Genomic DNA, 13098 nt, shown 5'->3' with positions numbered 1-13098 from the left:
TCTGTAACGGCAAATTTCCCGGTGTCGCCATCCCTGCTGTATGGCTGAACACCTTGAATTACGCGGGCTTCGCAGTTGGGTCGGTAACAGTGGAAGAACCCGGCATCGACCCGAATCTGCAGAAGTGTAAATTTTTTATTTTTTGCCCTGAAGGCAGTGTTCACCTACTGCTTTTTGCAGTCGAGCGGTCAGTTCTGTGCTCGGCGGAGTATTCGTATCATTGAGCGAAGCGATCTCCTTGTCGGTGAAGCTCTTATTGATTTGCTGTGCGCCGCATTCGCAGTGGCTCTGAACCGCTTTTGCATCCATGCCAGGGTTGTTCTGGCCTGCCGCCGCTGCGCACTCAGTCATATAGGTGGTCTTGGTCTTGGCATCCATCGCAGCATGAGCGCTCATCGGCAGCGCAAAGGCGATAGGGGTGAGCAGGGCGGCAACACGTAGAAAATTCATGGTGGTTTCCTTCTCTTATATGGCTGTCTGACCGACAGCGTGAACAGGGGGCACGGATAATCTGACGGCAATCGTTGCAGCCAGTTCACCAAGACCAGTTCACTAAAAGCAGGAACATGCCGAACTGCCGATGCATTAATTCGCTTGCAGACGCCTGCGACCTGCCTGCGCAGCGGGGAGCTGTGCTAGGATGCGCGTCCTGCGGATTTGCTCAAACGTTGCGAGTGGTTACTTCGCTCGGCGCAGAACTCATTTTTTGAATCGTTAATTCCAGTCACTCTGGTTCGGTCATTGGTTGGCCTTCGGGCTCCTGCCACTGTGAGGCAGGCATACCGCCGAATCGCGTACTGGCTCTATCCCACCCACGTGACCTTTGGTAGGGGTCACCACTAGGAGAGGAGGCGCCATGCCCACCATTACTCTTCCCGACGGCAGCCAACGTTCTTTCGATCATCCGGTTTCCGTAGCCGATGTTGCGCTATCCATCGGCGCTGGTCTGGCCAAGGCCACCGTAGCCGGCAAGGTCAATGGTCAACTGGTCGATGCCAGTGACCTGATAAGCGTCGATGCAACCCTGCAAATCATTACCCCCAAGGATCAGGAAGGTCTGGAGATCATCCGACATTCCTGCGCTCACCTTGTGGGTCATGCCGTCAAGCAGCTGTACCCGACGGCAAAAATGGTCATCGGTCCGGTCATCGATGACGGCTTCTACTACGATATCGCGTATGAGCGCCCGTTCACCCCAGACGATCTGGCGGCGATCGAGCAGCGCATGCAGCAGCTGATCGAGAAAGATTACGACGTGATCAAAAAGGTCACGCCCCGTGCCGAAGTGATCGAGGTGTTCAGCGCTCGTCACGAAGATTACAAACTGCGTCTGGTCGAAGACATGCCAGAGCAGCAGACCATGGGTCTGTACTATCACGAAGAATACGTCGACATGTGCCGCGGCCCGCACGTGCCGAACACACGTTTCCTCAAGTCTTTCAAGCTGACCAAGTTGTCCGGCGCCTACTGGCGCGGCGATGCCAAGAATGAGCAGCTGCAGCGCGTCTACGGCACCGCCTGGGCTGACAAGAAGCAACTGGCGGCTTACATCCAGCGCATCGAAGAAGCTGAAAAGCGCGATCACCGCAAGATCGGCAAGCGTCTTGGCCTGTTCCATACCCAGGAAGAAGCGCCGGGCATGGTGTTCTGGCACCCGAACGGCTGGACCCTGTACCAGGTGCTCGAGCAATACATGCGCAAGGTTCAGCGTGAGAACGGCTATCTGGAGATCAAGACTCCACAAGTGGTCGATCGCTCCTTGTGGGAAAAGTCCGGACACTGGGCCAACTACGCCGATAACATGTTCACCACTGAGTCCGAGAGCCGCGACTACGCTATCAAGCCGATGAACTGCCCTTGCCATGTGCAGGTGTTCAACCAGGGTCTGAAAAGCTACCGCGAGTTGCCGATGCGCCTGGCCGAATTCGGTGCCTGTCACCGCAATGAGCCTTCAGGAGCGTTGCACGGGATCATGCGTGTGCGTGCGTTTACTCAGGACGATGCTCACATTTTCTGCACCGAAGAGCAGATGCAGGCCGAATCGGCTGCGTTCATCAAGCTCACTTTGGCGGTATACGAAGATTTCGGGTTCAAGGACATCGAACTCAAACTTTCCACCCGTCCTGAAAAACGCGTTGGCTCCGATGAGCTGTGGGATCGAGCCGAAGCTGCATTGGCCGCAGCGCTAGACAGTGCTGGCCTGCCATACGATCTGCAGCCGGGCGAGGGTGCCTTTTACGGCCCGAAAATCGAATTCTCCCTAAAGGATTGCTTGGGTCGCGTCTGGCAATGCGGTACATTGCAGCTCGATTTCAACCTGCCAGTCCGTTTAGGCGCCGAATTCGTCACCGAAGACAACGGTCGCAAACATCCTGTGATGCTGCACCGTGCGATTCTCGGTTCCTTCGAGCGTTTTATCGGCATTCTTATCGAGCACTACGAAGGTGCATTCCCGGCCTGGTTGGCTCCAACTCAAGCGGTGATCCTCAATATCACTGATAAACAGGCAGATTTTGCCCTTGAAGTGGAAAAAACTTTGGCTGAAAGCGGGTTTCGTGCCAAGTCTGACTTGAGAAATGAAAAGATCGGCTTTAAAATCCGCGAGCATACTTTGCTCAAGGTTCCCTACCTCCTCGTAATCGGAGATCGGGAGGTTGAAACGCAAACTGTCGCTGTGCGTACCCGTGAAGGTGCAGACCTTGGCTCGATGCCGGTCGCCCAATTCTCGGAGTTTCTTGCACAAGCGGTTTCCCGGCGTGGTCGCCAAGATTCGGAGTAATTACTATTAAGCGTGAAATGAGACAAGATAAACGAGCTGCACCGAAGGCCCCGATCAACGAGAATATCTCGGCCCGCGAGGTTCGGCTTATTGGGGCTGAGGGAGAACAGCTTGGGATTGTGTCAATTGAAGACGCGCTTCTTAAGGCTGAAGAGGCCAAACTGGATTTGGTGGAAATTTCCGCCGATGCAGTACCCCCTGTTTGCAAACTGATGGACTACGGCAAATCGATCTTCGAAAAGAAGAAGCAGGTTGCCGCCGCCAAGAAAAACCAGAAGCAGATTCAGGTTAAAGAAATCAAGTTTCGTCCAGGGACGGAGGAAGGGGATTACCAGGTAAAACTACGCAACCTGGTACGTTTCCTGAGTGACGGGGACAGGGCCAAGGTGTCTTTGAGATTCCGCGGTCGTGAGATGGCCCACCAGGAGCTGGGGATGGAGTTGTTGAAGCGAGTTGAAGCTGACTTGCTCGAATACGGCGCCGTCGAACAGCATCCGAAGATGGAAGGACGCCAACTTATTATGGTCATCGCCCCCAAAAAGAAGAAGTGACCACCAGGGCACGGCAGGCCTTGCGGTTATGTTTATCAACTGAATGCGGAGTATCCGAACATGCCAAAGATGAAGACTAAAAGTGGTGCAGCTAAGCGGTTTTTGAAAACTGCTAACGGCATCAAGCACAAACACGCTTTCAAGAGCCACATCCTGACTAAAATGTCGACCAAGCGTAAGCGTCAACTGCGCGGTAGCAGCTTGCTGGCACCGTGTGACGTGGCAAAAGTCAAGCGCATGCTGCGCCTTCGTTAATTTAGTCAAGATATAGAGGAAGTTACTCATGGCTCGTGTAAAGCGTGGCGTCATGGCGCGTAAGCGTCACAAAAAGATTCTGAAACTTGCTAAAGGCTACTACGGCGCGCGTTCACGCGTATTCCGCGTTGCCAAGCAAGCGGTTATCAAGGCTGGCCAATACGCCTACCGTGACCGTCGTCAGAAAAAACGTCAGTTCCGCGCTCTGTGGATCGCTCGTATCAATGCTGGTGCGCGTATCAACGGTCTGTCCTACAGCCGTTTCATCGCTGGCCTGAAAAAAGCATCGATCGAGATCGACCGCAAGGTTCTGGCTGATCTGGCAGTGAACGAAAAAGCGGCGTTTGCTGCGATTGTCGAGAAAGCTAAAGCCACCTTGGCCTAAGTCCCCGGCAATCACCGGACCTCTCATCGAGGTTCGGTGTTAAACGTCATAAATAGGGGAAGAGCCTTTCAAGCTCTTCCCCTATTTCGTATCTGGAGTCTGTAAATGGAAAACCTGGACGCGCTGGTCTCTCAAGCACTTGAGGCTGTGCAAAGCGCTGAAGACATCAATGCCCTGGAGCAAATCCGGGTTCACTACCTTGGCAAAAAAGGTGAATTGACTCAGGTGATGAAGACCCTGGGGAATTTACCGGCAGAAGAGCGCCCACAAGTCGGCGCCCTGATCAACGTTGCCAAGGAGCGTGTCACAGAGGTTCTCAATGTGCGCAAGGCATCGTTCGAGCAGGCGGATTTAGCCGCCAAACTCGCTGCCGAGTCCATTGACGTGACCCTGCCTGGCCGCGGCCAGACCTCCGGTGGTCTGCATCCCGTTACCCGGACTCTGGAACGCATCGAGCAATTCTTCACCCATATTGGCTACGGCATCGCTGAAGGCCCTGAGGTAGAAGACGATTACCACAACTTCGAGGCGCTCAACATCCCAGGCCATCACCCGGCCCGGTCGATGCACGACACCTTCTATTTCAACGCCAATATGTTGTTGCGCACCCATACCTCGCCGGTACAGGTACGCACCATGGAGTCGAACAAGCCGCCGATCCGCATCGTCTGCCCAGGCCGTGTGTATCGTAGCGATTCGGATATCACTCACTCGCCGATGTTTCACCAGGTTGAAGGCCTTTTGGTTGATCGCGATATCAACTTCGCAGACCTCAAGGGCACCATCGAAGAGTTCCTGCGGGTGTTCTTCGAGAAAGAGCTGGCAGTGCGTTTTCGTCCGTCGTACTTCCCGTTCACCGAACCTTCCGCTGAAGTCGATATGGAATGCGTGATGTGCAGCGGTAAAGGCTGTCGTGTCTGCAAGCAGACCGGCTGGCTGGAAGTGATGGGCTGCGGCATGGTTCATCCGGATGTATTGCGCATGTCGGGTATCGACCCGGAAGAATTCCAGGGATTTGCGTTCGGCATGGGTGCAGAGCGTCTGGCCATGCTGCGTTACGGCGTCAATGATTTGCGTCTGTTCTTCGACAACGACTTGCGGTTCCTCGCGCAATTTCGCTAGGTCGCACGCCCGTAACGAATCTTTCAGGAGAGCAGGATGAAATTCAGTGAACAATGGTTGCGTGGCTGGGTAAGCCCGCAAGTATCCCGCGACGAGCTGGTTGCTCGTCTGTCGATGGCCGGTCTCGAGGTCGATAGCGTCACCCCGGCTGCTGGTGAATTTAGTGGCGTGATCGTCGGCGAAGTGCTGAGTACAGAACAACACCCCGACGCTGACAAGCTGCGTGTCTGCCAGGTCAGCAATGGTTCGGAAACCTTTCAGGTCGTCTGCGGTGCGCCCAATGTGCGCCCTGGTTTGAAGATTCCGTTCGCCATGATTGGCGCCCAGTTGCCGGGCGACTTCAAGATCAAGAAAGCCAAGCTGCGCGGCGTTGAATCCAACGGCATGCTGTGCTCTCAGGCTGAGCTGAAAGTGGGTGAGGGTAATGACGGGCTCATGGAGCTGCCAGCAGATGCGCCGGTGGGCCAGGACTTTCGTGTTTACCTTGAGCTCGACGACGCCAGCATCGAAGTCGATCTGACGCCCAACCGTGGCGATTGCCTGTCGGTGGCCGGTCTGGCGCGGGAAGTCGGCGCACTGTACGACGCCACAGTCACCCGTCCGACGATCGCCGCAGTGCCCGCCGTGCACGATGAAGTGCTTTCGGTTGAAGTGCTGGCGCCCGCCGCGTGCCCGCGATATCTGGGCCGTGTCATTCGTAACGTCGATCTGTCTCGTCCCACGCCGTTGTGGATGGTTGAGCGTCTGCGCCGTTCCGATGTGCGCAGCATCGATGCTGCCGTAGACATTACCAACTACGTCATGCTCGAACTGGGCCAGCCACTGCACGCGTTCGACCTCGCCGAGATCAATGGCGGGATTCGTGTGCGCATGGCAGAGGAGGGTGAGAAGCTCGTCCTGCTCGACGGTCAGGAAGTCAGTTTGCGTGCCGACACGCTGGTGATCGCTGATCATCAACGGGCATTGGCCATCGCCGGTGTCATGGGTGGCGAACACAGTGGTGTGTCCACCACGACCCGCGACATTTTCCTTGAAAGTGCCTTCTTCGATCAGATTTCCGTTGCTGGCAAGGCCCGTTCATACGGGCTGCACACCGACGCGTCACATCGTTATGAGCGTGGCGTCGATTGGCAACTGGCCCGTGAGGCCATGGAGCGTGCAACCGGATTGCTGCTGGAAATCACCGGCGGCGAAGCCGGCCCGGTCATCGAGACCGTCAGCGAGAAATATTTGCCATCAGTGGCTCCTGTCATTTTGCGCGCTGATCGTATCGAGCAAATGCTTGGCCTGAAAATCGAGAGCGCTGAAGTCGAACGTTTGCTCACCGCGCTGGGCCTGAAAATTTCGTCGGATGTCGCTGGGCAATGGCGTGTTGACGTACCAAGCCATCGATTCGATATCACGCTTGAAGTCGATTTGATCGAAGAGCTGGCTCGTCTTTATGGCTACAACCGCTTGCCGGTTCGTTATCCGCAGGCGCGCCTGGCACCCCAGGCCAGGTCCGAATCGCAGGGCGATCTGCCTGCACTTCGCCGTTTGCTGGTAGCACGCGGTTACCAGGAAGCGATCACGTACAGCTTCATCGATCCTAAATGGTTTGAACTGTTCAGCCCGGGTGTCGAGCCTTTGCTGCTGGCCAATCCTATTTCCAATGACATGGCGGCAATGCGCGCGTCGCTATGGCCGGGCCTGGTCAAGGCTTTGCAGCACAACCTTAATCGCCAGCAGGATCGCATTCGTCTGTTCGAAAGCGGCCTGCGTTTCGTTGGCCAATTGGACGGGCTCAAGCAAGAGCCGATGTTGGCGGGTGTCATTTGCGGTAGCCGTCTGCCGGAAGGATGGGCGCAAGGTCGCGATGCGGTGGATTTCTTCGACGTGAAAGCTGACGTTGAAGCGGTGCTGGGCTTTGCCGGCGCGCTCGATGATTTCACTTTTTCGTCAGGTCAGCACCCGGCGTTGCATCCTGGGCAGACCGCGCGCATCGAGCGTGACGGTCGTGAAGTAGGCTTCATCGGCGCACTTCATCCTGAGCTGTCGAAGACCCTCGGGCTGGATCGTCCGGTGTTCGTCTTCGAGCTGATACTGGCCGATGTTGCGAAAGGCCGTTTGCCGGAATTCCACGAGTTGTCGCGCTTCCCTGAAGTACGTAGAGACCTTGCGCTCATAGCTGATCGCGACGTCGCTTCCAGTGCTGTGTTGAGCGTTATTCGTGAAAATGCAGGGGAATGGCTCACGGACCTCACGCTATTTGATGTTTATCAGGGTAAAGGCATTGATCCGCATAGAAAAAGCCTTGCCGTTGGCTTGACCTGGCAACATCCATCGCGCACTCTTACTGACGATGAGGTAAATGCTACGACGCAGCAAATTCTCACCTCGCTTGAGGAAAGGTTAAACGCCACGTTAAGGAAGTAGCGTATGGGGGCTCTGACGAAAGCTGAGATGGCCGAACGTCTGTACGAAGAGCTAGGCCTGAACAAACGAGAAGCCAAGGAACTGGTTGAGCTGTTCTTTGAGGAAATCAGGCACGCTCTGGAAGATAACGAGCAAGTCAAACTGTCCGGATTCGGCAACTTTGACTTGCGAGATAAACGCCAGCGGCCTGGTCGGAACCCAAAGACCGGGGAAGAAATCCCTATTACCGCTCGCCGTGTGGTCACCTTTCGCCCAGGGCAGAAACTGAAGGCCCGAGTTGAGGCTTATGCTGGAACCAAGTCATAACGACGAGCTACCGCCCATTCCAGGCAAACGCTACTTCACCATTGGTGAGGTGAGCGAGCTCTGCGCGGTCAAACCGCACGTTCTGCGATATTGGGAGCAGGAATTCCCTCAGCTCAACCCGGTCAAGCGCCGTGGAAACCGGCGGTATTATCAGCGCGAAGACGTGTTGATGATCCGCCAGATCCGCGGTTTGCTTTACGAGCAAGGCTTCACCATCGGTGGCGCGAGACTGCGCATGACCAATGGTGAAGAGAAGGATGATACCCAGCAGTACAAGCAATTGTTCCGGCAGATGATCGTCGAGCTGGAAGATGTTCTGGTTGTTCTGGGCAAATAGCCTCATCCCGGATACTTCCATAATTCAAAAGCTTAGGGTATATTCCTCGAAGTTTTCGCAGGTTGCGAAAGCTGATTCACGCCTTAGTCGGGGCGTAGCGCAGCCCGGTAGCGCACTTGCATGGGGTGCAAGGGGTCGAGTGTTCGAATCACTCCGTCCCGACCATTTATTCAAATGATTCAGCCCAATCGGCAACGGTTGGGCTTTTTCATGTGCGGAAAAAGTTACTCGATCCATCAAGGAGTTAAGAATGAAACGGATTTTGCTAGCAGGACTGTTCGTCCTGATACTGTTCGTGCTGGCAACTTCGCCAGTGGTCAAACGATGGACAGGCCACGATCCTGCATCGACAAGCATGTCTTCTCTACCAGATATTGCCCGTTCAATCCCCATTGCAAGTCGAGCCATCCCCGTCAAATGCGATGGCCGGAAATATTGTTCGCAGATGACGTCCTGCGCAGAGGCCAAAGCTTTTTTGCAGCAGTGTCCAGGCACTGAAATGGACGGCGACCATGACGGAATTCCTTGTGAATCCCAATGGTGCGAGTAATACCATTCGCAAACCCGTAGCCTTACATCGACCCTGCGTTCAACAACTCTCTGACCCGTGACACCAGGGCTTCAATCGCAAACGGCTTGGTCAGTACGAGCATCCCGGGCTCAAGGTAGGCGTTATCGATTGCGGCGTTTTCGGCATAGCCGGTGATGAACAGGGTCTTGAGTTCAGGGCGGACTTCCCGTCCTGCGTCCGCCATCTGTCGTCCATTCATGCCACCGGGCAGCCCCACATCTGTGATCAGCAAATCGATATGCACGTCAGAGCGCAACACTTTCAGCCCTGCAACGCTGTCGGCGGCTTCGATAAGGGTGTAGCCCAAATCCCCAAGCACCTCGGTCAGAAACACCCGCACCGTGGGCTCGTCGTCCACGATCAAAATCGTCACTCCGGTCTCCGTGAAGGTAGCCGGAGTGTTGATGGTTTCATCGGAGTTCTGCGTCGGGTTTCCGTGATATCGAGGCAGATAAATGCACATGGTAGTGCCTTGACCTACGTGTGAGTTGATGCGCACCTGTCCGCCGGACTGCTTGGCGAAACCGTAGATCATCGACAGGCCAAGCCCGGTGCCCTGGCCGATGGGTTTGGTGGTGAAGAACGGGTCGAATGCCTTGGCGATGACATCGGGCGCCATGCCGGTACCGGTGTCCGTGACAGACAGGGTCAGGTATTGCCCCTCAGGCAACTCGTCGGCATGGGAAGCTTCGAAATCCAGGCATCGATTGGCGGTTTCAATAACGATGCGTCCACCGTTGGGCATGGCATCCCGTGCATTGATGCACAAGTTAAGCAGCGCGTTTTCCAGTTGGCTGGCATCAACGAGCGTAGGCCAGAGCGCCGTCGCCGCGACTGTTTCCACCAAAATGCTGGGGCCAACCGTACGCTGAATCAGCTCGGTCATGCCCTCCATCAGCGTATTGACGTCGGTAGGGCGCGGGTCCAGCGTCTGGCGCCGGGAGAATGCCAAAAGCCGATGGGTGAGGGCGGCTGCGCGTTTTGTCGCGCCTTGGGCGGTGCCGATGTATTTTTGAACATCGTTGAAGCGACCTTGGGCGATACGCGTGCTCATCAGCTCCAAGGCGCCCGAAATACCGGCCAAGAGGTTATTGAAGTCGTGCGCGAGGCCTCCGGTGAGTTGGCCGACCGCTTCCATTTTCTGCGACTGGCGCAGCTTCTCCTCAGCCTGCATGAGTTCGGCGGTACGCGCGGCCACGCGTTGTTCCAGCGTGTCGTTGAGCGCCCGCAATGCCTCCGTTGCCCGGTCTCGCTGCGCCTCGACCGAGCGACGTTCATCGACATCGATCAACACGCCGGGGAAGCGCAGCGGGGTGCCATCGCTGGCGAAGTCGACACGGCCATTGGCCTCGATCCAGTAATATCTTCCGTCCGCGCGACGCACCCGGTATTGGTGGGAATAGGCGCCACCACGGGTGATGACTTCGTCGATGGTGGCCGTCATCTGATCTCTGTCTTCTGGGTGCACCGTTGCGGCAACCTGCACGAAGCTCAGGCCATCCAGGCCCAGGGCAGGGTCCAGGCCAAAGACCTGGGCAAAGGCCTCGTCCACAGTGACGCGATCCGTGGGCAGGTCCCAGTGCCAGGTGCCGATGATTGCGCCGGCGGCGAGGGCGAGTTGTACGCGCTCAACGTTTTCCCGAGACAGCGCTTCGCTAACGCGCAGTCGTTCAGCCGCCTCACGACGTTCGGTGACGTCGCTGAAGAAAATCGCGATTTGCCGCTCGACGGGATCACCCACCCGCACCGCGCGAACGTCGAACCAACGTTCGAAGGCTTTTGCGTAACTTTCAAAGTTGGCCGATTCGCCGGTCTTGGCCACATGCCCATAAGTCTCGAACCAGAACCTTTCCAGGTCCGGCGCGAACTCGGTCACCCATTTGCCTTGTAGATTGACCCCGGCCTGGCGTTCGAACGCCGGGTTGGCTTCGACGAATCGGTAATCAATGGGGTGGTCATCGGCATCGAACTTCACCTGCACGATGGCAAACGCCGCTTCGATGGTTTCCAGGATCGTGCTGAAGCGCTCCTTGCTTTGGCGCAATGCGGTTTCGGCGCTGCGGGTTCTACTCAGGTCAAGCATCGCTCCGATCATGCGCACCGCTTGGCCGCTAGCGTCACGGATGACATGTCCGCGGTCCAGCACTTCGGCGTAGGAGCCGTCCAGTCGTCGAAAACGGTATTCGTCGCTCCAGGCCTCTGCGTCTGCGTCGCCATCGATCACAGCGTGGATTGACGTTTCAATGCGCGCGCGATCATCCGGGTGGATCTGCGCAAGCCACCATTGGCCGGTGGTCTCCACTGTCGCCAGGGCGTGACCATAGGCCTCTTCCAGCGCCTCGTTCCAGGTCACGTGGTTAGCGGTCAAATCCCAATCCCAGATGGCGTCATTGGTGGCTTTGACAGCCAGACGATACCGCTCCCGGGTTTCCTCGATTGCCGCAACGACAGATTGCCACTCTGTCTGCTCCGCCCGCACCGCGACCGCAGCTTCGGCAGCTTCAGCAAAATGTCGGGACATGGGTTCAGCTGGAAGCGCGGCATTGATGCCGGCGTCTTCGAGAACCAGGCGAAGGCGCGCGACTTCGGCCTCAAGTTCCTCACGGGTAAGGTGTGTCAGATGCCGCCCCTATCAATGTCAGTTTGACGTGGCCCGGCTTCACCACCTCCGGCTTCAGGCGCAATCAAACCAGAAACCGCAGGGCTTTGCACTCAAGAACAAAGCGGTGCGCGGGCCAGCGTGTTTTTCAGCGACCGATTTTGGCTGCCCTTACCGACACATGAAGATTCGCCGCCGCCAGGTCCCGACCATGGCCCCGTTTCACCACATCAGGCAAAATAAAAAACTTCCTGGAGATCCCCAATGCAGACCCTCACCAAACTCATCATCGGTTCCACCGTTGCGTTGATGCTGCCTCAGTGCGTGCTCGCCGCATCGCCCAGTCAGGTTTTCGGCTGGGAAGAAGAGGCAGTGCTACTGCCCGAGCAAAACACCGTAAAAATTGAGCTCGACACGTCCTCCGAAAACTCCTATCTGGCGGCTGCCAATATCGAGCCTTTCGACAAGGGCAGCGAAAAATGGGTGCGGTTTTCGGTGCAGGTGCCCAAGGGTTTGACCGGTGCGCTGGTGGACGTACCCCTAGAGCGCAAGATTGTGCGCACGGAGAAGGGCAAGGGCCTGATCGGCGGCGGCGGGCATCGCCAGGTGGTGAAGATGGAATTGTGCATCGGCAACCAGACCTATCAGGAAGAGCTGGCGCTCAAAAGCCGTGGCAAGAAGGACTACGTGGTGATTCTTGGCCGCAGCACCTTGCAGCACCTTGGCGCGGTGGATGCTTCCCGAACCAACACCGTCAAACCGTCTTGCAGCGCGTCCACGGCCAAGCAAACCACCTGAGTCTGGCTTAGCGCAGGCGACGGTTTCTCAATAGTCGCCAAAGCAGCGGCCAGCAAAAGATGAGCGGGTATCGGTGCAGGTGCGGACTGACCTTCACCGGCTCGCCCAGATGCCGTTCAAGTTTCCAGAGCACATAATCCACGCCGTCTTCGAAGGTGAAGAGTGATTTGATCAGGCGCAGCACGTTCAGCGTGCGGCCCTGGACTCTTCTGACTTTCCAGCGCAGACGGTTTTTTTGTTGTTCCGACGCATCGCTTTGGCGGGTGAACACATCAGGCTGACGCTCTGACGGGAACAGGCCTTCGACTGAAGCTGCGCCGTCGCGCGTCACCTGGGCATAGTAATCAGCGTTATGGGTGACGATTTCCGTGGGGCGACTGGCTTTTTCCGGGCGTAACTCGGTGCCGTAGGTCAGCGCAAACGCCCGCTTCCAGAACGCAAAGCTGGAGAATGTCGGGTCCTGTCCCGGCAGAGTCTGCGACATCATGCGGATAACCGCGTTGGCCAGTGCGACGTGCACACGATCCCTGACGGCCACGTCGCGGTAATACACCAGTCGCGAGGGCTGGGAGAATCTTCCCCACAGATAGCTCTGAAACCAGCTACTCGTGCCTTCTTCGAAATCCCCCAATGAGATCAGCGCGCACTTGGCGTGCAGCGTCCGGCCATCCGGGGTTTGCGTCTTGAGCAGAAACACCGTGGGTGGCAGCCACTGGTTCGCAAGTCTGGGCAACAGGTTGGTGTGGACATTGGCGTAGTCGTCCACCAACACGTAAAGGTCAACCAGGCCTTGGGTCGGATCGCCGCTGCGCAGGCAGGAGCCGTAAAACAGTAATCCGCTCAGGGCCTCGCCGAATCGCAAGCGCAGTACCTGTTCCAGCGCCTGCAGTTCCTCGGCCACGGGTAACGCACATTCGCGGGCGATGGTGGCCAGCAGGGCGGGCGTCGGTGCAGGGGATTGGATCGCTGGCATCGTCTGG

At 56.8% G+C, this 13098-nt stretch carries 13 protein-coding genes and 1 tRNA gene; 11 read left to right on the top strand and 3 right to left on the bottom strand.

Going from position 1 to position 13098, the window contains the following annotated elements; genetic code table 11:
• Positions 1-135 precede the first annotated feature (135 nt).
• Entirely contained in the window at positions 136-450 is a 315-nt protein-coding gene (locus tag ACWKV9_RS13810) for a hypothetical protein (RefSeq protein ID WP_483836675.1), read from the bottom strand.
• A 406-nt stretch (positions 451-856) separates the two neighbouring features.
• On the opposite strand from ACWKV9_RS13810, the gene thrS reads away from it, so the two are divergent.
• The 10 genes from thrS (at position 857) to ACWKV9_RS13760 (ending at position 8700) form a co-directional block, all read left to right on the top strand.
• Positions 857-2779 carry a threonine--tRNA ligase gene (gene thrS / locus ACWKV9_RS13805; RefSeq protein ID WP_483836674.1) on the top strand — a complete coding sequence of 641 codons (1923 nt, stop codon included), beginning with the start codon at positions 857-859 and terminating at the stop codon, positions 2777-2779.
• Complete coding sequence (gene infC, locus ACWKV9_RS13800; protein ID WP_170826312.1) at positions 2779-3330, top strand: translation initiation factor IF-3; 552 nt, start codon at positions 2779-2781, stop codon at positions 3328-3330. Before thrS ends, infC begins: the two co-directional genes overlap by 1 nt.
• Before the next feature lie 60 nt (positions 3331-3390).
• On the top strand, positions 3391-3585 hold the full coding sequence (rpmI, locus tag ACWKV9_RS13795; RefSeq protein WP_483836673.1) for a 50S ribosomal protein L35: 195 nt from the start codon (positions 3391-3393) through the stop codon (positions 3583-3585).
• 28 nt (positions 3586-3613) lie between these two features.
• Positions 3614-3970 (top strand): 50S ribosomal protein L20, encoded by a 357-nt coding sequence (rplT, locus tag ACWKV9_RS13790; protein ID WP_056839923.1) that lies wholly within the window; start codon positions 3614-3616, stop codon positions 3968-3970.
• A 105-nt stretch (positions 3971-4075) separates the two neighbouring features.
• The gene (pheS, locus tag ACWKV9_RS13785) at positions 4076-5092 is read left to right on the top strand and encodes a phenylalanine--tRNA ligase subunit alpha (RefSeq protein ID WP_483836672.1); all 1017 of its coding nucleotides are present in this window, start codon (positions 4076-4078) and stop codon (positions 5090-5092) included.
• A gap of 36 nt (positions 5093-5128) precedes the next feature.
• Positions 5129-7507: a phenylalanine--tRNA ligase subunit beta gene (pheT, locus tag ACWKV9_RS13780; RefSeq protein ID WP_483836671.1), complete on the top strand. Its 2379-nt coding sequence runs from the start codon at positions 5129-5131 to the stop codon at positions 7505-7507.
• A 3-nt stretch (positions 7508-7510) separates the two neighbouring features.
• Positions 7511-7813, top strand: coding sequence for an integration host factor subunit alpha (gene ihfA, locus ACWKV9_RS13775; protein WP_002553164.1), 303 nt, complete (start codon positions 7511-7513; stop codon positions 7811-7813).
• On the top strand, positions 7794-8150 hold the full coding sequence (locus ACWKV9_RS13770; protein ID WP_483836670.1) for a MerR family transcriptional regulator: 357 nt from the start codon (positions 7794-7796) through the stop codon (positions 8148-8150). The genes ihfA and ACWKV9_RS13770 overlap by 20 nt, the downstream gene beginning before the upstream one ends.
• An 88-nt stretch (positions 8151-8238) precedes the next feature.
• Positions 8239-8315 (top strand) — tRNA-Pro (locus ACWKV9_RS13765).
• A gap of 85 nt (positions 8316-8400) precedes the next feature.
• A complete protein-coding gene (locus ACWKV9_RS13760) occupies positions 8401-8700 on the top strand; it encodes an excalibur calcium-binding domain-containing protein (protein ID WP_483836669.1) in 300 nt (99 codons plus the stop codon).
• A 22-nt stretch (positions 8701-8722) separates the two neighbouring features.
• Here ACWKV9_RS13760 and ACWKV9_RS13755 read toward each other — a convergent pair whose 3' ends face one another.
• Positions 8723-11242 carry a PAS domain-containing protein gene (locus ACWKV9_RS13755; RefSeq protein ID WP_483836668.1) on the bottom strand — a complete coding sequence of 840 codons (2520 nt, stop codon included), beginning with the start codon at positions 11240-11242 and terminating at the stop codon, positions 8723-8725.
• A gap of 342 nt (positions 11243-11584) precedes the next feature.
• On the opposite strand from ACWKV9_RS13755, the gene ACWKV9_RS13750 reads away from it, so the two are divergent.
• On the top strand, positions 11585-12118 hold the full coding sequence (locus tag ACWKV9_RS13750) for a putative ATP-dependent zinc protease (RefSeq protein WP_483836667.1): 534 nt from the start codon (positions 11585-11587) through the stop codon (positions 12116-12118).
• A gap of 7 nt (positions 12119-12125) precedes the next feature.
• On the opposite strand, the gene ACWKV9_RS13745 is transcribed toward ACWKV9_RS13750, so the two are convergent.
• Positions 12126-13091, bottom strand: coding sequence for a hypothetical protein (locus ACWKV9_RS13745; protein WP_483836666.1), 966 nt, complete (start codon positions 13089-13091; stop codon positions 12126-12128).
• Positions 13092-13098 lie beyond the last annotated feature (7 nt).

Source organism: Pseudomonas corni (assembly GCF_057128765.1).
The sequence above is the reverse complement of the archived record's forward strand: the minus strand, read 5'-3'. Positions and strand labels throughout refer to the sequence as shown.